Source organism: Lysinibacillus sp. GW823-FHT02G10 (assembly GCF_058797135.1).
Map to the genome: position 1 here is coordinate 157606 of NZ_JBXAJI010000003.1, position 24568 is coordinate 182173.

Genomic DNA, 24568 nt, shown 5'->3' on the forward strand with positions numbered 1-24568 from the left:
ATAAATAATTGAATTTAGATAGTCAATAAAGGGTAGGTGTGAAGGTGAAAGGTTTAGTTAATTTCGTATTAAAGAACAAATTGGCAGTGTGGTTATTAACAATTATCATCACTGTCTCTGGTATTTATTCGGGTACTAGGATGAAAATGGAATCGATACCCGATATTTCGATCCCGTATTTAATTGTCATGGGCGTATATCCTGGCGCAACGCCTGAACAAGTCATGAATGAACTTTCCATTCCGTTCGAAAAATCCATAGAAAGTTTAGAAGATGTGAAGGCAGTTTACTCAACTTCCTCTTCCAACGTAGCACAAGTTCAAGTGGAATACGACTATGGAATTGATATGGATGAGAAAAAACGTCAATTAGAAGCAGCTTTAGATAATCTTAAACTACCTGAAGGTGCTCAAGAGCCTACTATTATGGCAATCAGCATGAACATGATGCCCGTAGTCGCTTTATCTGTAAGTAGCTCTAAGGAAGATATTGTTGATTTAACTTCAACAGTAGAAGAAGTTTTACTGCCTAAAATCGAAAAGATTGATGGTGTTGCATCTGCTACCATCACAGGTCAGCATATTGAACAAGTATCGTTTAAATACGATGAAGAAAAAATGGCAGCACTTGGTTTAACAGAGGAAACTGTTAAACAAATGATTCAGGCAAGTGATATGTCACTGTCACTTGGTTTATATCAATTTACTGTCGGGGAACAAGCCGTTTCAGTAGATGGTAAGGTAAAATCAGTGGATGAACTGAAAGACTTATTAATTCCAGTTACACCTTCAGCTACAAATCCTTCACCTTTCGTTCGTCTAGGTGATATTGCAAAAATTGAAGTAGAAGGTAAAGTGCAATCTGTTTCACGTACAAATGGTCAAGATGCCATTGCTATTCAAATCGTAAAAGGCCAAGATGCGAATACGGTAACAGTTGTTAATGCAGTAAAAGACCTTATGAAGGATGAGGAAAAACGATTAGACGGCTTAAACGTAGAGATCTCTCTTGACCAAGGTGCCCCAATTGAAGATTCTGTATTTACAATGATCGAAAAAGCAGTCTTTGGCGGCGCAATTGCCGTATTAATCATTTTACTATTCTTACGTGATTTCAAATCAACGATTATTTCAATTATTTCTATCCCAGTTTCTATCTTCATGGCATTACTCCTATTAAACTGGATGGATATTACTTTAAACATCATGACCCTCGGCGCGATTACCGTCGCAATCGGTCGTGTTATCGATGACTCAATCGTAGTTGTAGAAAATATTTACCGACGAATTCACTTAAAACAAGAAAAACTTACAGGTCGTGCCCTAATTCGCGAAGCAACAATTGAAATGTTCAAACCAATTCTTTCTTCAACATTGGTAACGGTCGCTGTATTCGCTCCTCTTATTTTCGTAGGTGGTATGGTAGGCGAATTATTCATGCCATTCGCCCTTACAATGACATTTGCATTAGGTGCATCGTTATTAGTTGCGATCACAATCGTACCTGCTTTATCTCACTTCTTATTCCGTAAAAAGTTATACGGTGAGAAGACTGAAAGCCAACATAAAGAAGTTGGTAAACTTGCTACCTGGTACAAAGGTGTCTTAGAAAAAGTATTAAATCACAAAATTATTACATCTGTCCTTGCGATTCTTTTACTTGTTGGTTCTCTTGCATTAACACCACTTATTGGTTTTAGTTTTATGGGCTCACAAGAAGAAAAAGTTATGTACTTAACGTATACGCCTGCAACGGGAGAGCTGGCTGACGAAACGGCAGCAAATGTTGAAAAAGTAGAAAAAGAATTAATGAAACGTAAAGATGTTGATATTTTACAAGTTTCCATTACAGATGCGAAGAATGTCGATCCATCAGCAATGATGATGGGTGGAGGTGCTGGCGGTGCCTTAATGTACCTTATCTTTGATCCGGATATGGAAGACTTCCCTAAAGCTCGTGATGAGGTTGAAGACTATGTATTTAACATCGGGCAATCAGGAGAATGGAAGTCTCAAAACTTCACTTCTATGTCGATGTCATCAAACGAAGTTAGCTATACACTGTATAGTGATGATTTAGATAAACTTCGAGATGCTGTGAAACAAGTAGAGGGTGCTCTAAAAGAAGTGGATGGCTTAGAAGATATTAAATCTGATAATGAAGATCCATACGTAGAGCATGTGCTAAAAGTTGAACAAAAAAATGTCCTTCAATACGGGTTAACGACAGCTCAAATCGTGATGGCATTAAATTCAAATACATCGCAAGAAGTATTAACTACCGTGAAAAACGATGGTAAAGATATCGATGTCATCGTTCAACGCGATGCTAAAGCAGCTGCGACTTCACTTGATGATGTCTTAGCCACTGAAATTAAAACAGCATTAGGTACAACAATGACTATCGGAGAATTAGTAGATGTTGAGGAAGGTACAACACTTAACTCATTATCTCGTTCAAAAGGTGAATATTTCGCAACAGTATCTGGTACGATTATCGGTGACGATATTTCAAAAGCCACTACTGCTGCTGATAAAAAAATTGATAAATTAGATTTACAAAAAGGTGTAACACTTGGTGTTGCTGGTGTTGCTGCAGATATGCAAGAAACATTCACTAAGCTTGGTATTGCGATGTTAGCAGCCATTGCCATTGTTTACTTCATTCTAGTGGTAACATTCGGAGAAGGTTTAGCTCCATTCGCTATTCTTTTCTCACTACCATTCGCAGTAATTGGTGCATTTATTGGTTTATTCGTTACAGGGCAGACTATTTCTGTATCTGTCATGATGGGTCTATTGATGTTGATTGGTATCGTCGTAACAAATGCCATCGTATTAGTTGACCGTATCATTCATATGGAACATGATGGTCTTGCCATGCGTGAAGCGATCCTTGAAGCAGGAGCAACACGTTTACGTCCTATCCTGATGACAGCCATCGCTACAATTGGAGCTATGATTCCAATGGCACTTGGTACTGGCGGTAGTGGGTTAATTTCCAAAGACTTAGCTATTACTGTAATTGGCGGTTTATTATCTTCTACCCTATTAACACTCGTTGTTGTACCAATTGTTTATGAAATGCTATCTAAAATGTTAAAGAAAAACCGTAAAGATATTGAAGAAAATTAATAAAAAAAACAACCACTCATGCAATCTTTGCGTGAGTGGTTATTTTTTATCCTAAGCTTTTTATTGATTTTCTATTACTACAAAAACTTCCTTGCTTTCCACACCTGTATTTGATACAGCCTTAATGCCGTATGTATAGCTATGCTTAGCAAGAGCTGACTTGTCCACAAATTTAGTGAATCCATCCATATTATAAACAACATCCACTATATTTCGAGGGTCATCATAAGAGCCTTCTTTGTTTCCTGTAAAACGATAAATGACATACTTGCGTGGTTGTGTTTCATTTTCGTCTATAATCTCTATCTTACGACCTGCCGCTTCCTTTGTCACTTGCACAAAAGTCGGCACGTTCGGCACTGTGTCATCATCCCAAGTTGTTTCTGGTGTCAGTGCTGTGTAATTATATAATTGTTGACTAACAATCGTTGCATAGCCTAGTTTATTGTTTTGAAAGCTTCTCAAGGAGAAATGCATTTGCCCCTCAGCCGCTACCTTTTCCGAACGATTCGCTAGTATTTGACTAGGTAGCTCCATTTTATTTTTCCATGCTGCATCACTATCATTGCCAACTTTGTAATCAGCAAGCCCAATGTATAGATGTACAGGGTGTGTTGTTGCGTAGGTTTGCACTTCATGGCTCCACCAATCTAGCAGCGTTCCATATTTCGCAACAGATAATGTTCTTGACCAATAAATTTGTGGTGTAATGTAATCAATTGTGCCATTTTGAATCCATGTTCTGACGTCTGCATATAAATCATCGTAATTATTAACACCAGCCCTTGTATCGCTTCCTGTTTTATCTAGCGATTTATTGCGCCATACACCAAATGGTGAAATACCAAATTGAACATATGGCTTTGTGTCTTTAATGGCCGTGTAAAGATTTTCTACAAGACGGTTGACATTATCTCGTCGCCAATCCTCCACCTTTTTGAAGGAAGCACCATAGTTTTTAAAAGCTGCTTGATCTGGAAAAACTTCATTAGCAACTTTATATGGATAAAAATAATCATCCATATGCACTGCGTCAATATCATAATTGGCTACTAGCTCTCTTACTACTTCAACTAAATAGTCTTGTACTTCTGGTAAACCAGGATTTAAATAATATTGCTTACCGTATTTGATAACCCAATTTGGATGTGTTCTAGCCACATTATCAGCAGCAAGGTCTGTCAGTTTTTGTCCAGACATTGTTACACGATAAGGATTCATCCATGCATGTAGCTCCATACCCCGTTTATGACTTTCCTCTATCATGATCGCAAGAGGATCGTAGCCTGGATTCGTGCCTTGCTTTTTGCCTGTTATGTAAGATGACCATGGCGCTAAATCAGAGGCATACATTGCATCATTTGTTGGTCTTACTTGATAAATAACAGTATTGAATTTATTGGCTTTTAGTTGATCCAAAGTTTGGCGTGTCCAAGCCGTGTACTGCTCCTTCGTCATACCTGCTTTCATATCAAGATTAAGAACGGTTGAAATCCAGACAGCCCTCATCTCCCTTTTTGGCTGTGTCGTGCTTGCCATGGCAGTCTTTGTAGGGATTGTCGATAGGCATAACACAAAAATCATCGCGACTAAAGTTAAGATCTTCCATTTACTATTTTTCTTTCTCATATTTCCTCCATTTGCTATTTTTCTATTTTAGTATATGACAAGTACTCGCTATATGCACGTCTCCGAAGCAACTTTATCGGAAACAATGCAAGCAGATAATAAGTTTCATCTCTAACAAACGTTCTCGATAGTTTCAAAATATGTATAAAAAAACTACTGAAAAGACAATGTATAGTACTTTTCCTTTAAAGAAATCGATAAATATAGATGCATGGCGTTTCATTTTATGAGATTCATTTTACAATTTCCAAATTTTTAAATTCAACCTAGTTTTTGCTTAATTCATTCTTTACGCATCGATGAACTTTATGCTACAATCAACACAACTTATATAGAACGGAGGGTATTCCAAATGACAGCTTCAATTAGACTACGATTTCACCTTATTAATTAAATATGTGTACACTTTGCCTGCTGTGCAAGGGAAATGGAATTAGGTCTAGTCTGTTTTAGGAATACTGGAAAAGAGGGGACTTCTACTCCCCTCTTTTTTTGTGTTGTCTTTTACTTTCCACACAGGCACTACTGTTAGAAAGGGATGACGAAATTGGAACATTGGAAACGTAACACAATACTTTTTTTAAGTAGTCAAACGATTTCACTTTTTGGCTCTGCTCTTGTGCAATATGCCATTACATGGTATATCACACTTACAACACAATCAGGCAGCATGATGACCATCGCGATCATTTGCGGCTTTTTACCAACCTTCTTCTTAGCACCTATTGCTGGTGTCTGGGCAGATCGCTATAACCGTAAATGGCTTATTATTTTAGCAGATGGAATGATTGCCTTATCTACGCTAATTCTAGCTATTTTATTTTTAATCGGCTATGATGAGCTCTGGCTACTATTTGTTATATCAGCCGTACGCGCAGTTGGTGCAGGTATTCAAACACCAGCAGTGGGCGCAATTTTGCCACAATTTGTTCCTGAAGAGCATTTAATGAAGGTTAATGGTGCAAATAGTAGTATTCAAGCCTTCATCATGATTCTTGCACCTATGGCAAGTGGTGCATTATTAACGATGGCTTCTATTGAATCCATTTTCTTTATTGATGTGACAACAGCGGCTATTGCCATCGCTATCTTCTTATTATTTCTGCATATCCCTGCACATGCAAAAGCTAATCAGCCACAAACAACAGGCTATTTTAGTGATATGAAACAAGGCTTCATCTATATTAAAGAGCATGCTTTCTTGAAACAATTATTCTTGTTCTTTGCCTTTTTCATGCTGCTTGCTGCACCTGCTGCCTTTTTAACGCCTTTACAAGTTACACGAACTTTTGGCAATGATGTATGGCGTTTGACTGCCATCGAAATGGCCTTTGCCATTGGGATGTTAATCGGTGGTATCGCAATCGCAACATGGGGTGGCTTTAAAAATAAAGTGCATACAATGACATTATCTGCTTTGTTATTTGGTCTTTGTACAATAGCTCTCGGCGTCATTCCTATTTTTTGGTTGTATCTCGGAATCATGGCCATTACTGGCATAGCCATGCCAATCTTTAATACACCTGCAACGGTGTTATTACAAGAAAAAGTGGAAAGTGACTATATGGGAAGAGTATTTGGCATTCTTAGTATGATATCTACCTCTATGATGCCTTTAGGAATGCTAATTTTCGGGCCAATAGCTGATATTATTGCTATTGAGTGGCTACTCATCGGTACAGGATTATTACTCTTCATCCAAGGATTTTTCCTTCTGGGCAGTAAAGTCTTATTAAAAGCTGGTAAACCTACTGCTGAGCATGTTGACTCGCTAGAAAAAAAGTGAAGATTTTATTTCAAGAAAATTGTTAATAAAAAAAATAACATTTAAATTTAGCCTATACACAATCTCAAACAACGTTGACGCTAAAAAAGCCTTGCTTTATGCAGGGCTTTTTCCATCTTAATTTATGTCTTGGGAATAATTTTTTGTGCTTTAGCATCTTGCTTCCCACAATATCTGAATTGTAATTATTTAAAATTTAAATGGTCATGAAGATCTCTTCCAATACGCAACAACTTCGGTATCCAAAAATTTTAGATGTTGCCCTTAAAGGAATTTAAAGATATGTATTAGGAAATAGGACGCTTAGAATTTATCTGTACATTTTTCACCATAACTTATTAAAATACGGACTTTAATCTAATTGAACTAAATATAATAACGATGAATAGGACGTCCTACGTTTCCATATTGTATATCTACTTTTAATAGTTTCTGCTTTTCTAAAAAGTCTAGATAGCGTCTAGCTGTAACACGTGCTGTACCTATATAAGCTGATACCTCCTCCGCTGATACTGCCTCGCCACTTTTTTTTATATATGCAAGTACCTTATCTAAGGTAGCTCGATTAAACCCTTTTGGGAGTTCTTCTATAAGAATGGCATCCATTCCTGTTGTTTCTACTACAATTTGTTCAGGAAGACGCTGTTGCATTAAATGATCGACATCATGCTGAGTTAAATCTTGCATCCCGCTTATTTTCCTTCTATAGCTTTGATAATTTTTTAAAGTCTGCTCAATCCGCTCAAACGTAAAGGGCTTCATAATATAATCATAGACACCTAAGTGTAATATTCGCTGCACAGTGGGCATATCATTCGCAGCTGTTACAGCAATAACATCAACATGAAGATGCTCTTCTCGTATTTTCCCTAACGTAATAATGCCATCCTGCTCTGGCATAAAAATGTCCATAAAGACAAGCTCTGGGGTTAATTGTTTAATTTTTTGAATTCCCTCAATTCCATTGCTAGCATAGCCAACTAATGAAAAACCTTTGATTTGTTCAATAAATTGTCTGTTCACTTCTCGTACCATTGGATCATCTTCAATCAATAAGACATTTATTACATCCATCTATACTTCTCCTAACTCAAATAAAATTAAGAAACTTGTTCCTTTCATAAATTCACTTGTTACTTCAATATCTCCATTGCCTTTTCTTACAATTTCATAGACTAAATGCAAGCCAATGCCTCGATTTTCACTAGCCTTTGACGAAAATCCATTTTCAAACATACGCTCCTGCACCTCTTTGGTCATGCCAATCCCGTTATCGGTAACTGCAATCGCTAAGACGCCATCATGCTCGTCTACAGAGATGGCTACATATTTATCTTCCTTAGAAAGTACATTTAATGCCTCAAAAGCATTTTCAATTAAATTGCCAAACAACACAACAAAATCATGATGATCTAATAGAGGTGGAAAGCGTTTAAAATGACTTTTCCGATCAATTTCAACCTCGATACCCAGTTCTTTTCCATAACTTACTTTACTTAATAACAAACCTGAAATATTTTCATTATGAAAGCGTTCATTTAAAAACTTCGTTAATGAGGCTTCATTTTCAGTAGTAACGGTAACATATTCAAGTGCTTGCTTTGTATGTCCCAATTGCAGTAGTCCCGCAATCGTATGAATCTTATTTTTATGCTCATGGGTTTGTACACGTAATGCTTGAACAAAGGCCTTTACACCTGTTACTTCCTCCGCAAGCTTTTTCACAGCTGTTAAATCTTTAAACATAGCAACTGCACCAACCAGCTCTCCATTCACAATAATAGGTACACGATTACTTAAGATACTATGATGATTAATGTAAAGCTCTTGATCATAAACAGGTGTTGCTGTTTCAACAATTTCAGGCAGACGGGTATCAGGCAAAACGTCATAAATCTTTTGTCCAATACAGTCCTCTATTTTCCTAGTAACACCTAAAATATCGGCCGCTTTTTCATTAAAAATGGTGATATTCATTTCCTTATCTACCGCTATTATTCCCTCATGCATGGCATTAAAGGTTTCTGTTCTTTCCACATACATTTTTGCAATTTCATGAGGTTCAAGCCCAAACATTTGTTTTTTTATATGTCGTCCTAGTGTATAGGCACCGAAAATACTGAAAATCAGTGATATAACAATAGTTATCATAATTTCTCGCTCATAACTTTGTAACATTTCCAGAAAATCTGGTAATGAATAGCCAACGACTACAATGCCCACTTGTTCCCTTTTATTATTAATAATTGGCACGAAAGCCCGTATCATAACACCCGATTCTCCACGTGCCTTTGATACATAATAATGTTCACTAAATGCGGCGTTTAAATCCTGCGACTCACTGCGTTTTCCTATTTCCTTACTTACTGGGTGTGATAGTTTAATACGCTCCATATTCATTACAACAATATACTCGGCCTTATGAATCACTCTAATGCCATCTACAATTTTATTAATATTTTTTGCAGATTCTTTTATATTGGCATTTTCCAGATGTACACTAAGCTCTGGTACATTTGATACAGTTCTTGCCACAAGCATTGCTCGCTGTCCAAAATCTTTTTCCTGTTCAGATAATAGGTTACCGAGTAAAAAAATACCACCTAGTAAAAAGGAGAGTGCAATGATTAAAAATGTCACTAACAGTATTTTGCCGTTCACAGGCATTTTCATCATTAAAAAATTCCTTCCTTTCAAATTTGCATTCTCATAATCAGTGGCACACATATTTAGTTTTAAGATTATCTGCAAAAAAATCTTTTGACAACATATTTAGTCGATATAAGTAGCAGAAAATATTGAATTTAATGAACAATATTATAAACTGATAATTTAAAAAGAACTTAATTATCACTCTATGTTTTTGTATTATAACAATAATTAATTAACTATAGCGTACCATAACAGAGATAGTTATTGATATTACTATATTTATATGTAAATGTAAGTAAATGTACTTAATGAACGATATGTTTCTTATTTTCTAAATCTCTTTTTTAAAGAAATATTCGCTATGATACTTTTAGTGAAAGCGATATCAAAGAGAAAATTTAGAAAAGAGGTAGCAAAAAATGAAGTTACTGAAAAATTTGACTATTCAGGTTATAGTGGCTATCATACTTGGGATTATTGTCGGAGCCATTTTCCCCGAGTTCGGTGCCAGCTTGAAAATCTTAGCAGATTTATTCATCAAATTAATTAAAATGTTAATTGCTCCTATTATTTTCCTAACAGTTGTTATTGGAATCGGCAGTATGGGAGATATGAAAAAGGTCGGGAAAATCGGAGGTAAGGCATTGCTTTACTTCGAAATAGTTTCCACAATTGCATTAGCAATCGGAATTGCTGTTGCTTTAATCGTAAGTCCTGGTACGGGCTTGGATACATCAGGTGCATCTGATGCTGATATTTCAAAATATACAACTGCTGCAGCTGAATCTGAGCAAGGCTTGGGTGCCTTCATTTCTAGTATTATTCCAGAAAATGTAGTTGGTGCATTGGCAACTGGTCAATTATTACCAGTCCTATTCTCTGCTGTTTTATTTGGCTTAGCAGCTGCCTCAATCGGTGCACCCGCAAAACCAGTCATCACATTCTTTGAGCAAGTAGCAGAGATATTCTTCAAGATTGTAAGTATGGTTATGAAAATATCACCAATCGGAGCTTTTGGTGCAATGGCCTATACAATTGGAAATTTTGGTTTAAAATCTTTAGGTAATCTAGGTTTATTAATGGCTGCCGTATATATAACAATGTTTTTATTTGTTGTCTTTATTTTAGGTGCCATTGCAAAGTTCTTTGGATTCAACATCTTTAAATTTATCGCTTATATCAAAGATGAGATTTTCTTAGTAATCGGGACTTCCTCTTCTGAATCAGCTCTGCCATCTATGATGCGAAAGCTTGAGAACTATGGTTGCTCGAAGCAGGTTGTAGGTTTAGTCGTTCCTACAGGGTACTCCTTCAATCTAGATGGGACTTCCATCTACCTGTCCATGGCTGCATTGTTTATCGCACAAGCATATGGAATGGAACTAACTTGGATTCAAATCATTACACTGCTCGGAATTTTAATGATTACTTCTAAAGGTGCAGCAGGTGTAACAGGCTCAGGATTTATTACATTAGCAGCAACTTTGGCTGCCTTCCCAATGATACCAGTGGAAGGAATAGCGCTGTTAATCGGTGTAGATCGCTTTATGTCTGAGGCTCGAGCTGTTACAAATTTAATTGGTAATGGCGTAGCTTGTGTTGTCGTGTCAAAATCTGAAAAAGAGTTTGACACAGCTATGGAAGAACGTGCACTTCAGGGAAAGACCACTATATCTTCCTAACAAAAATGGTAGGAATGATAGCCATCTCTGTTTCACTATACTCATTATCATTCGAGTAAAAGCTATGTCCTTATGGATTGACGCTGACAACAAACAATTAGCTTACACTATCACCCAAAATAAAATGTTTACACTCTAGTAAAAAAGTGAAAGTTAATAGTAAGAGGTGATAGTGAATGAATGATAAAAAACAGGCAAAAACACGTAATACGAATAACCCTGATGTTTTGGATACAGATAAAGAAAGCATTTTTGATAAACACGAGGACATGAAAACAGTAGATCCAATACCTGTCGAAGAATTGAATGAAAAAGTGAAAGATGAACAACATAAAACCAAAACTAAGGATTCCTCTGCAACAGATAAGCGCTATCCTTAATGTGATCGCTGCAAAAATGAATAAATATAAAAGTCGACCTAATTCATAATTATAGGTCGACTTTTTTATATACTATTTGTTAAAGGGGGTAAATCATGAGTAAAATACCAATTATGAAAACGGAAAGGTTACTATTAAGACCAATTACACATGGGGATTTAGAAGCAATGTATGACTACTCTTCCAGTGAAAATGTGGCGCGTTATGTGACATGGCAAGCACACACGAGCTTAGAGGATACAAAGGCTTTTATGGCATTAATTTTTAATGGCTATCAGCAAGGCAATTTGATGTTATGGGGTATTGAATATGCAGGCACAATTATTGGAACGATTGATTTTGTGACGATTAATGACACCCATAAATACGCGGAAATTGGCTATGTGCTTTCTGAGGATTTTTGGAATAAGGGGTTCACAACAGAAGCAACAAAAAAACTCATTGACTTCGGTTTTAATGAATTAGATTTAGTACGTATCCAAGCACGATGCTTTGAAGAAAACATTGGCTCACAAAAGGTTATGGAGAAGTCAGGTATGCAGTTTGAAGGGTTATTACGGAAAAGTATGCTTGTTAAGGGACAATACCAAAATGTAAAAATGTACGCTATCACTGATGATGATTATAGGAACCTCTAGAAAATAAAGCCTTGCTACGATTTGCAAGGCTTTATCATTACAACCATCTTTCCAAACAGTATATCTTCTTAGCTGTGGCATCTATCCTTACTCGTTTGCCTATCGCAATTGGATGCATAGGATGTGTATGACAAATATCCACCTCTGCTAATATAGGAATCTTTATTCCATCCAACTGTTCAAGTAGAATATGATATGGCTGTCGACCCGTTCCTAAGTCATCGTAGCATTCATGTTTCCCCAAAATAATCCCACTAACTTTGTTAAAGATACCATGCAATTTTAGCATTGCAAAATTCTTTTCAACTACAGCAGCATTTTTTAAGCAGTCCTCCACTAATAAAATATCACCTTCCACAATTTTAGGGAAATACGGCGTACCAATAAATCCATACATGGCATTGGCATTCCCGCCAATTAACCTTCCTTCAGCAACCCCACCCTGAATCGCTAACCATTCATTCTTCTTGAGTTTTTTATCCACTGTCTTCTCTAGCCAATTAACAGGTTCATCCGACCAATAAGAAGGCATTGGAATTTCGTATGGTAATGCTTGAGGCTTAAAGAAATAATGCTCAAAAAATTTGAAGGTATCATTTACCAATGGTTCAAACTCGCCAAAGGAAGGTACGAGGGCTGGACCATAAAAAGTTGAGATTCCCGTCTTTGCATAAAGTGCCAGTAGAACGGCCGTTGCATCTGAATAACCTACGACCAATTTGGGATTTTGACGAAAAGCCTCATAATCAATATAAGGTAGCATACTATTGGCATTGGTGCCCCCTATCGTAGACATAATCATATCCACATTTGGATTACGTAATAACTCATTCAATTCTTCTGCTCTTTCTTTTGGCGAACCTGAACGATAATAATCAGTTTTACCAGTTAGAGAACCTGTCACGATTTGAAAATTTTTATTCTCGAGAAATGCTTTAGCACGTTCATATCGTTCCAAAGCCGTCACCGTTGCTGGGGAGGACGGGGAATAAATGCCGATGTTTATTTTTGAAGTCATACGGTAGTTCCTTTCCCAATCAATAGTTTTGACATGTAGTATTCATTAATATATTGTCCATCTACATACAGCGAAGCCCGCTTCGTTCCTTCAATATCAAAGCCCATTTTCTTATACAAAGCAACACCAGCCTCATTATTTTCCATGACGGTTAATTCTAGACGATGTACACCATTCACTATTGCCCAATTTTCTACGTGTTGAAATAAAGCTGTTCCAATTTTTCTTCCTCTATAGTCACTATGTATGCCTATGACAAGATAAGCACGGTGAGCAATTCTTGACGGCTCATTGCCTTGTACAATTAAGTACGCCACAACCTGCTCATCCATTTCAGCTATGAACAAAGCTGAGTGGTGACTATGATATAGCTTGTCTATATACTCCCCAAATGGCTTAGGTGCTAAAATGCGCTCACCTGGTCCAAATAACATATAATTTGATGCCTCTGCATTTGCCATAACAGCTATAATTCGTTCACTGTCATGTCGGGTTGCTTCTCTTATGATCATGTTGAACACGCTCTCCTTCTAAAATATAGTCACCTGAATCCTCAATTCTTTTGTATTTATATGGACCTTGCCACCAAAGTATCTCATCACCCAGTGTTAATTTTGCTGGAATTCTCATACTTTTCTTCGTCCCTTCTAGTAGGTTTGAATTTTAGCTACTAGCTTTTCATCCCTAAAATGGAGTGTCTCAGTATCTATGAGTGTGTATGCTTGTAATGTGGGATGATTTTCTATCCAGCGATCAAATGCCCTCCTTCTCTCTTGATCATTATAATGGGGACAATAGGTACCTGATAATAGTCCTAAGCCATTCCATTCCTCAAAATCATCATATGTATTTTCACTATAGCATTTTTCAAACCAACACATTGCCCCAGCACTGATGCCAGCTAATATAATCCCTTTTTGATAAGCTTCCTTTAACAATTTATCAAAACCATATTCTCGCCACTTTTCAAGAAGATAACCTGTATTCCCTCCACCCACATAGATAATATGCTGCGCTAGTACTTTTTCTCGAATGCTTCTATCATGCATATCTTTTTGCAAGATATGGGTTGCATCACAATGATGGAATGCTGCATAAAACTTCTCGATATACCCTTGTGCATCATTACTTGCTGTGGGAATAAAACAAATTTTAACTCGTTCATTTTTCTGAGTTTGTCGTAAAATATACTCATCGATAAATGAAGGGTTCTGCTGAGAAAACCCACCACCTGATAGGGCGATGATTTGTCTTATCGGTTGATTATTTTTACTTAATTCATAGACAGCTTGTTCCTGCCCAAATCTTTCTAACATCTGTACATTTTTCATTCCTAATTTTTCGAGCAAGCGACATGATGCCTTGTTCGCTGTTTGTGTTTCTGCCACAATAGATTCTATATTCAGATAATTCAAACCATCCTGAATTACCTGCGTTAGCACTTCAAAAGCTAACCCCTTCCCCCAAAACTGAGGTAAAAATTGATAGGAAAGCTCATATAACTCCTTATCATGGTATTCATCGATCGAGACAAGACCTATAAATTCACCTGTCTCCTTTAAAGTAATATATAAATATGTATTAGGGAATGGCGCTTCTAGCATGCCTTTAAAAGATGCTTCTATATAGCTGTTTGATGGAACACCACCGAGATAAGTTCGAACTTGTTTATTAGAGTAGAGTTTTTGTATATCTGTAAAATGCTCTGCTTGTAATTGTTCGATTACACAATTAGTTGACATGATTTTCATTACATCTAGCCCCCTTCTTTATGTCAAAGTTTAATCTAACTCTCTCGATGAAATCAAATATTTTTTCCAATTTTTTCTTAAAAATAGAATAAAAAAGTAGTGACCAGCATGAATTGCTGTATCACTACCTGCATTATTGCCCGTATTGTTCAAGTAATCGTTGCGTGTTGGTCGATTGTTCGAGTACCTTTTTCTCTTTTGCCCAATAAACCAAATATTGTGCATCATCCACACGAAAAACCATTTGCTGTAACTCTTCATCAAGTTCAGAACTAATAGCCACTTTTAATATTTCTACCTCATAAAGAGGCTTATCCTTCATTTTATAAACGATATGATAGACAGGCTTTTCTTCAAAAATAGTTCTTTCCTTTTTGGAAAGCTTCCTTACATGACTTAAAGGATATTTCTCAATAAAGTCTTGTGCTTCATCGCCTGTAGCATGAAATAGTGATTGATCTCCTTGGAATAATTCAATGTCGTCAATTTCTGTGGCATGATCTAGAACAAGAGAAATAGCTTCATCTTCACTTTTTTCTCTGTTTTGCATAATAAAAGCACCGACTAATAAAATACCAGCGAATATAACAAGTCTCCATCTGCGTTTCGTCATTTGCTCTTACCCATTCAAGGCCTTTTTAACAAAGCGATTTATATCAACATCAGCGCCTATAACAAGCATAATATCTCCTAATAAAATCTTGTCACTCGCCTGTGGAGATACGATAATATCAGCCCCACGCTTAATTCCTACAATATTGATGCCATATTTAGCGCGAATATCTAAATCCATAATGGAATAGCCAGCAATCGCATCATTAGCCTTTAATTCCATAATGGAGTGTTCATCTGATAGCTCTAAATAATCTAGAACAGTATTCGACAACATATTATTAGCAATACGAATACCCATATCTCGCTCAGGATGGACGACAAAATCTGCGCCAATTTTACGTAAAACCTTTTCATGGTAATCGTTTTGAGCTTTTACTGTAATTTGCTCAACACCAATTTCCTTTAAAATGATTGTTGTTAATATACTTGCTTGAATATCTTCCCCAATTGCTACAATCACGTGCTCAAAATTACGAATACCTAATGAATTCAACACCGATTCATCGGTTGAATCTGCAATAACAGCTTGTGTAGCAATGGAAGCAAACTCATCTACACGCTCTGAAGAATGATCAATTGCCATTACCTGTGCGCCCTGACTCATTAATTCACGAACAATACTGCCTCCAAAACGTCCAAGCCCTATGACTGCAAACTCTTTTTTCATCATAAAAATCCCTCCGAAAACTACTATACCACCATTGTAGCCTATTCTCTGCGATATGTATTGTCAAAACAAGAGCCAATTCGTCAATGGTGGACAACAAAAAAGACGAGGATCTTAATCCCCGTCTTCAACATATCATTATTATTCTGCGTTACGCATCTCATCTAGCACGCGGTTTACACGCTTTTCTAGCATTTTCATACCACTACCACCAGCTTGCATATGACGCAGCTGACCATCTTTATCGAACACAAAATATGCTGGAACATATTGGTTTTCAAAAGCATCTGTTAGCTTCATTTCACTATCTACAAAGATTGGTTGCACAATATCATGCTCTGCTGCTACTGCTTTAATTGTGTCTAAATCAGTATCTGCCTCAGAACGTGGCATATGTACTGCTACAACGTTTAATTCATCTTTATATTGATCGCGGAAATTGTTCACATCTGGCATTGCTTCTTTACATAAATGACAGCTTACTGACCAGAAGTGGATTAATGTTGGTTTTTTGCCTACTAATTCTGCTTTAGTTACTTCACCATTTAACCAAGTCGTTGCGCCAACTAATTCAGGCATTTGTTCACGAAGTTTCATAAAAATCCTCCTCTAAAAGATCGTTTGTCTTCAAATATTTAGATAACGGTATAAAAACACTTTCCCAAAACAAAAATTCAGTTAAAAGTCCCCACAAGCTTGTCGTGGGGACTTTTAATTTTTCACATAATGATTCGACTCTATTTAGATTATAGAGTTGCTTGGCCTGGACGCCAGTTAGCTGGGCAAAGACCACCAGTTTGTAGTGCTTGAAGTACACGTAGTGTTTCATCAACATCACGGCCGATGTTGTTATCAAACACTGTTTGGTATTTTAATTCGCCTTCTGGGTTGATGATGAATAAACCACGTAATGCGATACCTTCTTCTTCAATTAATACACCATATTCTTTAGATACTTGATGGTTTGTATCAGCAGCTAATGGGTATTTTAATTCACCAAGACCATTTTGCGTACGGTCTGTGTTAATCCATGCTAAGTGTGTGTGGATTGTGTCAGTAGAAACACCGATTACTTCTGCATCTAAGTCTTCGAACTCGTCATAACGATCGCTCATTGCAGTGATTTCAGTTGGACATACAAATGTAAAGTCCATTGGATAGAAGAAAAGAACTGTCCATTTATCTTGTGCTTTAATATCTTCTAATGATACTTTACCAAACGATTTGTCTGAAAGTACTGCTTCCATTGTAAAGTCAGGTGCTTGTTTACCTACCATGCGTTCTGCCATAATAAATCCCTCCGAATAAATATGTAGTTTATATATTCCATTCGCACTAGCGAACTCGTCTTCTACGATAGCAGAGTAACCGCAGTTTTTCAAACAAGTAAACTCCGCCCGTTTGGATGATTAAAATGGATTGACAAAAATTCGTCAAATCCATAACTGGAATTATTGCTATTGTCTATCTACAAGCTATTTTTGACAATAATATTCTACTCTATTCAAAATTTTTCTCACTTTCATTCATACCCTATTTTTTAACTTTTTACAGCTATTTTTTTCACGAAAAACGATTGCAAATTTTTTATTATTATGTATAATTGTAATGGTTTTAGTAAACTAAAAGTTTCGTTAAAGTAAACTTCATATTTCGAAAGTTTATCATTGCTAAACTTCTCTTAGGAGGGAAAAGATGCAAATAGGAGCAAAAATTAAAGCGCTTCGTTTAAAAAAAGGTCTTACCCAAGAGGAACTTGGAGAACGTACAGATTTAAGCAAAGGTTATATTTCCCAATTAGAACGTGATCTAAACTCACCTTCAATTGAAACATTATTTTCAATATTAGAAGTATTAGGGTCAAGACCCAAAGACTTTTTTGATGATGAATCACCTGAACAGAAGGTTGTTTATACAGAGGAAGACCAATCTACCTATACAGATGAAGAAAAAAAATATGAAATTCAATGGCTGATTCCTACTTCGAATGAAAAAGAGATGGAACCCATTTTCTTAACCTTTGCAGCAGATGGCGAGTTTAAACAGTTTGAGCCTTCGCTTTCTGAAACATTTATTTATGTTGTTAAAGGGCGTATTCGTCTCGTTTTAGGGAATGAACAGTATATCGCAAGTGAAGGTAACGCACTTTATTATGACGCGACAGACCATCATCAGATTTTTAATGCACATGATGATGAAACAAAAATTTTACTTGTCGCAACAGATTCTTATTTATAGCTTAAGGAGGCGCATCCATGACAACCAATTCAATTATCCGCTTTGAAAATGTTTCAAAGTCATATAGCGACGGTACCGTCGTTTTAAAAAATATCAATTTGGAGCTTGAAAAAGGGAAATTTTATACACTCCTTGGTCCATCAGGTTGTGGTAAAACAACCATTTTACGAATTATTGCAGGATTTACGGAACCTACAACAGGAAATGTATTTTTCCATGATAAAAAGATTAATGCAGTTCCTGCCAATGAACGTCAAGTTAATACTGTTTTTCAGGATTATGCGCTGTTCCCTCATTTAAATGTGTTTGAAAATGTCGCATTTGGCCTACGTATTAAAAAGCTTCCTGAAAAGGACATAAAAGAGCGTGTAGCTGAAGCCTTAAAGTTTGTCAATTTGGCAGGCTATGGTAACCGCGAAATATCTGAAATGTCTGGTGGACAACGACAACGAGTCGCGATTGCACGTGCCATTGTCAATGACCCTGAAGTAATTTTACTGGATGAGCCACTTTCAGCTTTAGACTTAAAGCTACGTACAGAAATGCAATATGAGCTACGTGAATTACAGCAACGTCTTGGTAAAACATTTGTCTTTGTTACACATGATCAAGAAGAAGCACTTGCCATGAGTGATGAAATTTTTGTCTTAAGTGAAGGACAAATTCAGCAGTCAGGTACACCAGTGGATATTTATGATGAACCGATTAACCGCTTTGTTGCTGACTTTATTGGTGAATCCAATATTGTACCCGGCGTGATGATTGAGGATTTCAAGGTTGAATTTGCTGGCAAAGTTTTTGAATGTGTCGACCAAGGGATGAAGCCAAATGAAAAAATAGACATTGTCATTCGACCAGAAGATTTAGAAATGACAACGATTGATAAAGGCAAACTTGTGGTAAAAGTGGATACACAATTATTCCGAGGGGTACATTATGAATTATCCACATACGATAAAGATGGTAATGAGTGGCTAGTCCATTCATTGAAGAAAGCAGAAGTAGGGACTGAGATTGGCTTAGACTTTGATCCTGAGGCGATTCACGTAATGCGCTTAAACGAAACAGAGGAAGAGTTTGATAAACGATTAGAATCGTATGGAGACGATGAAGATGCAAACTAAAACATCAAAATCAGCGTTATTTCCATATGTGTTATGGATTGCCTTTTTCGTTATCGCGCCAATTGCACTCGTTGTCTATTATTCCCTGCTTGATTTACATGGCAACTTTACGCTCGATAACTATAAAGCGTTCTTTTCTTCTGTTTACTTAAAGATGACTTTGAGCTCGTTTTGGTATGCATTTTTAATTACATTCTTTACACTATTAATTTCATACCCAACTGCTTATTTTTTAACGAAGACTAAGCATAAACAACTTTGGCTTCTACTTATTATTATTCCTTCATGGATTAATCTTTTGTTAAAAACATATGCCTTTATCGGCATCTTTGGGTTATACGGGCCTATTAATGCATTTATCGAAGTATTTGGCTTCGATCCAAAGCAAATGCTCTTTACCGATATTAGCTTTGTCTTTGTGTCGGTCTATATTTTTATTCCATTTATGATTTTACCGATCTTCAATTCTTTAGATCGTTTAAACCCAACGCTCATTTATGCAGCACGGGATTTGGGTGCTTCGGCTTTTACAACCTTCCGTCGTGTTGTTTTACCATTGACAATGGATGGCGTTAAATCTGGTATTCAAGTTGTCTTTATCCCTGCCCTATCCCTGTTCATGATTACTCGCTTAATTGCAGGGAACCGTGTCATTACTCTAGGCACAGCGATTGAACAGCAATTCCTTGTGACGCAAAACTGGGGTATGGGTTCCACTATTGCTGTATTCTTAATTTTATTCATGGTGATTATCATGCTAATTACGGGACAAAAGGATAAAGGAGGTCGCGTACGATGAACAAACTATCTGCTTCAGCCAAAGTCTATTTAACAATTGTTTTTATCGTTCTCTATGCTCCAATTTTCTATTTAATCTTTTACTCGTTTAATAGTGGCGGCTCCATGAATAATTTTGAATCCTTTACTTTGGAGCATTATCAAGCTGTTTTTGAAGATTCGCGTCTTCTTGTTATATTAATAAATACGGTCATCGTGGCATTACTTTCTGCTCTCATTTCTACTATTATTGGTACGCTAGGAGCAATTGGAATTGTGACGGTTAAGGATTCTAAAATGCGTAATACTTTATTATCCTTAAACAATGTCTTAATCGTCAGCCCAGACGTAATTATCGGGGCTAGCTTCTTAATTTTATTTACAATGGTAGGCATTAAACTGGGCTTTGCATCTGTTTTATTAGCCCATGTTGCATTTAGTGTACCGATTGTTGTATTAATGGTTTTACCAAAGCTACTAGAAATGAATAACTCATTAATCGATGCAGCATTAGATTTAGGGGCAACGAAAAAGGACGTTATGATGCGTGTCATTCTTCCTTATATTCAGCCAGGTATTTTTGCAGGCTTCTTCCTTGCACTTACGTATTCATTAGATGATTTTGCCGTGACATTCTTTGTAACAGGTAATGGCTTTAGTACTTTATCCGTAGAAATTTATTCAATGGCCCGCGCAGGAATTTCTCTAACGGTGAATGCAATTTCTGGATTAGTATTCTTTGTTACGGTTTTAGTTGTTGTTGGTTATTATTTCATGACAAGTCGTACGAGTAAAAGAATGGAGGGGCATCGATGAAGTCACTAATTCAAGCTACCATCGCCATCCTTGTCGTTTCAGCCCTTTTATTCTATGCGGCTGATGCCTTAAGTGCGGGAGGCGGTAAAAGTGGAAAAGACACGTTAACCATCTTTAACTGGGGAGAATATATTGATCCTGATTTGTTAAAAGAATTTGAAAAAGAAACAGGCATTCATGTCATCTATGAAACATTCGATTCCAATGAAGCTATGATGACAAAGATTCAGCAAGGCGGAACAGCTTACGATATTGCTGTCCCTTCTGAATATATGATTGAGAAGATGAAGGAAGAAAAATTATTAATTCCTTTAGATAAAACGAAAATCCCTAATTTAAAAAATATTGATCCTTACTTTTTAGATTTACCATTCGATGCTAACAATAAATATTCTGTCCCTTATTTTTGGGGAACAGTAGGTATTGTCTACAATCCGAGCCTTGTTGGAGACTTAGACTTCTCCTCTTGGGACGATTTATGGGACCCTTCTTTAAAGCGAAAAGTCTTTTTAGTAGATGGTGCGCGTGAAGTCATTGGGATGGGCTTAAACAGTCTTGGCTATTCTCTGAATTCACTAGATGATCAGGAACTTCGTGAAGCTACTGACAAATTAATTACACTTGCACCAAATGTTAAAGCGATCATTGGAGATGAAATCACACCGTTAATGATCAATAATGAGGCAACTGTTGCCCTTACATGGTCTGGCCAAGCAGCTGATATGATGTATGAAAATGAAGAGTTAGACTTTGCTGTACCTGAGGAAGGCTCAAACTTATGGTTTGATAATATGGTCATACCAAAAACATCAAAAAATATTGATGGTGCCCACGCCTTTATTAACTTCATGCTAAGTGCTGAATCAGGTGCTCAAAATGCTGATTTTGTAGGCTATTCTACTCCTAATATTGCCGCTATGGACTTAATGGACGAAGAAGTTGTTTCTGACGAACGCTACTATCCTTCTGAAGAACAACGCGATACATTAGAGGTCTACAAAAATTTAGGACCTGATTATTTAGGGAAATACAACGAATTATTTTTAGAATTTAAAATGAGTATCAGATAATTAAACTAGCGAATTGGTTTTCACACCAATTCGCTAGTTTTTTACTCTGCTTATCTAACTGTTTATTAAACTAAGAACATTTTCAATCACTATTTGCATTATTATATTTATAAAATATTTTATCTAAATTTTAATAGATTCTCACATTAGTGTATTTTTGATAGTCCATAACTTCTAACGCTCAACATCGCTACAATTTATAGCCATGCTTTATACCATTACAGACAGACTCTCCAAATTTTTAATTCTCCCTTTATAAGAGAAGTCCCTCAATTGTTGTTGCTTTACTAATTTATCCTCCCATAGCTTCTTTTCCCTCAACTTTTATGACTAAAATGTATTATTTCATAATGCATAGGTGCGTGGATAAAAACTTTTGTGGAAAACCATTCTAAATATAGAACCAGTACTATAATCTTAACTATTAGCCAAGCAATAATTCTTTATGATAGACTGTACTATATTTGATTACAAAAAGGGGGTTCATTCGATGACCCAGCAGAAGTCCAATAAGGCGGCTTTGTATATTTTAATGTTTAATATGTTTATCGCAATGGGGAGTATTGGCATTATTATTCCTGTCATGCCAGAGTATTTAAAAATATTTGGTGCAGCAGGACAAGTTCTAGGTATGCTAATCGCAACGTTCGCCTTAGCTCAATTCGTATTTTCTCCTATTGCTGGGAATCTTTCAGATCAGTACGGACGAAAAAATTTAATTATTTTCGGTCTTATCGTAACAGGTCTTGCACAAATCGGATTTGGCCTTGCTACAGATGTATGGATGCTCTTTTTAGCACGATTTTTAGGTGGTCTAGGTTCCGCATTTGTTGCACCTCCTATTATGGCTTTTGTCGCTGACGTCACAACCTATGAAGAACGTGGGAAAGGTATGGGGATGTTGGGTGCCGCTATGTCTCTTGGCTTTATGATTGGACCTGGTATTGGTGGCTTTTTAGCAAAGGTAAGCTTACATTTCCCATTTTTCACAGCTGGAGCTGCAGCCATTGTAGCATCTATTTTATCTTACTTTTTATTACCTTCTACCAAACCAAACACTGCTCAACAGAAACAAAAGCAAGACAATCTGGCGAAGCAAATGGCTCGTTCCATACATATGCCTTATTTTGTTATGCTCATAATTATGCTGGTGTTCTCGTTTGGAATTGCAAATTTCCAAACGACATTGTCATTATTTGTGACAGAAAAGTTTAATTACACACCTGTAGATATAGCGATTATATTAGTTGTTGGTGGTGCTTTTGGAGTAGTAGTACAAATGTTTATTATTACACCACTGTTCAATCGTTATGGTGAAATGAAAGTAGTACTAGTAAATTTATTTATTGCATCCGTTGCTATTTTCTTAATATTATTTGTTTCTGGCTTTGCCCTTATTTTAGTTGTAGCAACAATTTTCTCTACAGCAACGACATTAATTCGTCCAGCTGTTAATACACTCATCTCAAAGCTTGCAGAGAAAGAGCAGGGATTTGCTGCGGGGTTGAATAATGCCTATATGAGCCTCGGAAATATGATTGGACCCGCTTTGGCAGGTTTATTATTTGACTGGAATATGAATAGTCCATATATTTTCGGTTCTATCATATTATTAGCCTGTTTCTTCCTTGCGCTCATCTGGACAGTGAAAAAAGCACCTCATTTAATGCATCCCGATACAAAATAGTCTGAAAAATCATTGACTATTTTTAGCAGTATGTTACATTATTGTTGATTCACAAAATTGAATGATTTTAACCACTAGGGGAGTCTTTAAAAGGCTGAGACGTATATGGTAATATACGGACCCTTTGAACCTGATCTAGTTCACACTAGCGGAGGGAAGTGGCGCTACTTGCTGTTGTCACTATACACATACAAGGCCGCTTCCTATTGTTTAAAGGGGGTGGCCTTTTTATTTTTCCTCACGAACTTTACCAAAAGGAGTGAACTTTATGTCAATTCGTAAATTAACAGTCATGGCTTTATTAGTAGCCGTTGCTGTTGCAGGCTCTACTTTCGTATCCATCCCAACAGGAATCGCACGTGCTTACCCAGTTCAGCATGCTATTAATGTGATAGGAGCCATTATACTTGGACCCGTACCAACAGTTATAGTTGCCTTTGTCACTGCCATCATTCGTATCCTTACTGGAACAGGCTCTCTACTAGCTATCCCTGGTAGTATCATCGGCGCGTTCTGTGCTGCCCTTGCCTATAAATATAGTAATAAAATGTGGTTAGCTGGTATCGGAGAAGTTATCGGAACGGGCATTCTGGCTTCACTTATTGCAGTCCCTTTTGCAAAATTATTCATGGGAACATCTGTAGCAGCATTCTTCTTCCTACCAGCCTTTTTAACATCAAGTACGATCGGTGCTATTTTAGGTGTAATGGTTGCGAGTAGCTTGCGTAAAACAGAGCTAGTAAAGAGGTTTAATTCTTCTCTTTATTGAGAGAGATTGAATTATGAGCATTCATTGAGCTGGGGTAGTCCAATTTGGATCGCTTTTCTTCTCATTTACCCTCTTTACAAAGGGGATAACTCTTTATTTCATGCAATATAAAAAAGCAGTGCAAAACTATTCGAG

The 24568-nt window shown here is 36.7% G+C and carries 23 protein-coding genes and 1 riboswitch; of the genes, 12 read left to right on the plus strand and 11 right to left on the minus strand.

What is annotated here, in order from left to right:
* The first annotated feature begins 44 nt into the window (after positions 1–44).
* The gene (locus AC1RFD_RS13095) at positions 45–3134 is read left to right on the plus strand and encodes an efflux RND transporter permease subunit (RefSeq protein ID WP_103117526.1); all 3090 of its coding nucleotides are present in this window, start codon (positions 45–47) and stop codon (positions 3132–3134) included.
* A gap of 60 nt (positions 3135–3194) precedes the next feature.
* On the opposite strand, the gene AC1RFD_RS13100 is transcribed toward AC1RFD_RS13095, so the two are convergent.
* On the minus strand, positions 3195–4763 hold the full coding sequence (locus tag AC1RFD_RS13100) for a glycoside hydrolase family 10-like protein (protein ID WP_054549828.1): 1569 nt from the start codon (positions 4761–4763) through the stop codon (positions 3195–3197).
* Positions 4764–5301: 538 nt separating this feature from the next.
* Between AC1RFD_RS13100 and AC1RFD_RS13105 the strand changes: the two genes are divergently transcribed.
* Positions 5302–6549 carry an MFS transporter gene (locus AC1RFD_RS13105; RefSeq protein WP_054549827.1) on the plus strand — a complete coding sequence of 416 codons (1248 nt, stop codon included), beginning with the start codon at positions 5302–5304 and terminating at the stop codon, positions 6547–6549.
* A 366-nt stretch (positions 6550–6915) separates the two neighbouring features.
* On the opposite strand, the gene AC1RFD_RS13110 is transcribed toward AC1RFD_RS13105, so the two are convergent.
* The gene (locus tag AC1RFD_RS13110) at positions 6916–7623 is read right to left on the minus strand and encodes a response regulator (RefSeq protein WP_048391959.1); all 708 of its coding nucleotides are present in this window, start codon (positions 7621–7623) and stop codon (positions 6916–6918) included.
* Entirely contained in the window at positions 7624–9225 is a 1602-nt protein-coding gene (locus AC1RFD_RS13115) for an ATP-binding protein (RefSeq protein WP_492474970.1), read from the minus strand.
* A gap of 395 nt (positions 9226–9620) precedes the next feature.
* Here AC1RFD_RS13115 and AC1RFD_RS13120 point away from each other — a divergent pair, with 395 nt between their 5' ends.
* From AC1RFD_RS13120 to AC1RFD_RS13130, 3 genes are all read left to right on the plus strand, one after another.
* Entirely contained in the window at positions 9621–10883 is a 1263-nt protein-coding gene (locus AC1RFD_RS13120) for a dicarboxylate/amino acid:cation symporter (RefSeq protein WP_054549825.1), read from the plus strand.
* Positions 10884–11059: 176 nt separating this feature from the next.
* Positions 11060–11263: a YczO family protein gene (locus AC1RFD_RS13125; RefSeq protein WP_004224696.1), complete on the plus strand. Its 204-nt coding sequence runs from the start codon at positions 11060–11062 to the stop codon at positions 11261–11263.
* A gap of 95 nt (positions 11264–11358) precedes the next feature.
* Positions 11359–11901: a GNAT family N-acetyltransferase gene (locus tag AC1RFD_RS13130; protein WP_054549824.1), complete on the plus strand. Its 543-nt coding sequence runs from the start codon at positions 11359–11361 to the stop codon at positions 11899–11901.
* A 37-nt stretch (positions 11902–11938) separates the two neighbouring features.
* Here the strand turns inward: AC1RFD_RS13130 and AC1RFD_RS13135 are convergent, their stop codons facing one another.
* The 8 genes from AC1RFD_RS13135 to AC1RFD_RS13170 all read right to left on the minus strand — a co-directional run bounded on the left by AC1RFD_RS13135 (position 11939) and on the right by AC1RFD_RS13170 (position 17241).
* A complete protein-coding gene (locus AC1RFD_RS13135) occupies positions 11939–12919 on the minus strand; it encodes a S66 family peptidase (RefSeq protein WP_054549823.1) in 981 nt (326 codons plus the stop codon).
* The gene (locus tag AC1RFD_RS13140; RefSeq protein WP_054549822.1) at positions 12916–13431 is read right to left on the minus strand and encodes a GNAT family N-acetyltransferase; all 516 of its coding nucleotides are present in this window, start codon (positions 13429–13431) and stop codon (positions 12916–12918) included. The genes AC1RFD_RS13135 and AC1RFD_RS13140 overlap by 4 nt, the downstream gene beginning before the upstream one ends.
* Positions 13403–13549: a hypothetical protein gene (locus tag AC1RFD_RS13145; RefSeq protein WP_155483381.1), complete on the minus strand. Its 147-nt coding sequence runs from the start codon at positions 13547–13549 to the stop codon at positions 13403–13405. The genes AC1RFD_RS13140 and AC1RFD_RS13145 overlap by 29 nt, the downstream gene beginning before the upstream one ends.
* 17 nt (positions 13550–13566) lie before the next feature.
* A complete protein-coding gene (locus AC1RFD_RS13150; RefSeq protein WP_492474971.1) occupies positions 13567–14670 on the minus strand; it encodes a GNAT family N-acetyltransferase in 1104 nt (367 codons plus the stop codon).
* 133 nt (positions 14671–14803) lie between these two features.
* A complete protein-coding gene (locus tag AC1RFD_RS13155; RefSeq protein ID WP_048391963.1) occupies positions 14804–15283 on the minus strand; it encodes a hypothetical protein in 480 nt (159 codons plus the stop codon).
* 6 nt (positions 15284–15289) lie between these two features.
* Positions 15290–15952, minus strand: a complete 663-nt coding sequence (locus AC1RFD_RS13160; protein WP_004224679.1) for a potassium channel family protein — start codon at positions 15950–15952, stop codon at positions 15290–15292.
* Positions 15953–16093: 141 nt separating this feature from the next.
* Complete coding sequence (locus AC1RFD_RS13165; RefSeq protein ID WP_004224678.1) at positions 16094–16549, minus strand: TlpA family protein disulfide reductase; 456 nt, start codon at positions 16547–16549, stop codon at positions 16094–16096.
* 149 nt (positions 16550–16698) lie between these two features.
* Entirely contained in the window at positions 16699–17241 is a 543-nt protein-coding gene (locus AC1RFD_RS13170; protein WP_004224676.1) for a peroxiredoxin, read from the minus strand.
* A gap of 406 nt (positions 17242–17647) precedes the next feature.
* Here AC1RFD_RS13170 and AC1RFD_RS13175 point away from each other — a divergent pair, with 406 nt between their 5' ends.
* The 7 genes from AC1RFD_RS13175 (at position 17648) to thiW (ending at position 24433) form a co-directional block, all read left to right on the plus strand.
* A complete protein-coding gene (locus AC1RFD_RS13175) occupies positions 17648–18190 on the plus strand; it encodes a helix-turn-helix domain-containing protein (RefSeq protein WP_004224674.1) in 543 nt (180 codons plus the stop codon).
* 17 nt (positions 18191–18207) lie between these two features.
* Positions 18208–19314 (plus strand): ABC transporter ATP-binding protein, encoded by a 1107-nt coding sequence (locus tag AC1RFD_RS13180; RefSeq protein ID WP_054549819.1) that lies wholly within the window; start codon positions 18208–18210, stop codon positions 19312–19314.
* Complete coding sequence (locus AC1RFD_RS13185; RefSeq protein ID WP_048391965.1) at positions 19304–20113, plus strand: ABC transporter permease; 810 nt, start codon at positions 19304–19306, stop codon at positions 20111–20113. Before AC1RFD_RS13180 ends, AC1RFD_RS13185 begins: the two co-directional genes overlap by 11 nt.
* Positions 20110–20907: an ABC transporter permease gene (locus AC1RFD_RS13190; RefSeq protein WP_048391966.1), complete on the plus strand. Its 798-nt coding sequence runs from the start codon at positions 20110–20112 to the stop codon at positions 20905–20907. The genes AC1RFD_RS13185 and AC1RFD_RS13190 overlap by 4 nt, the downstream gene beginning before the upstream one ends.
* Entirely contained in the window at positions 20904–21977 is a 1074-nt protein-coding gene (locus AC1RFD_RS13195; protein ID WP_054549818.1) for an ABC transporter substrate-binding protein, read from the plus strand. Before AC1RFD_RS13190 ends, AC1RFD_RS13195 begins: the two co-directional genes overlap by 4 nt.
* A 490-nt stretch (positions 21978–22467) precedes the next feature.
* Entirely contained in the window at positions 22468–23664 is a 1197-nt protein-coding gene (locus tag AC1RFD_RS13200; protein WP_048391968.1) for an MFS transporter, read from the plus strand.
* Between the two features lie 66 nt (positions 23665–23730).
* A riboswitch (TPP riboswitch) is annotated at positions 23731–23838 on the plus strand.
* A 94-nt stretch (positions 23839–23932) separates the two neighbouring features.
* Entirely contained in the window at positions 23933–24433 is a 501-nt protein-coding gene (gene thiW, locus AC1RFD_RS13205; RefSeq protein WP_269898979.1) for an energy coupling factor transporter S component ThiW, read from the plus strand.
* Positions 24434–24568: the final 135 nt, after the last annotated feature.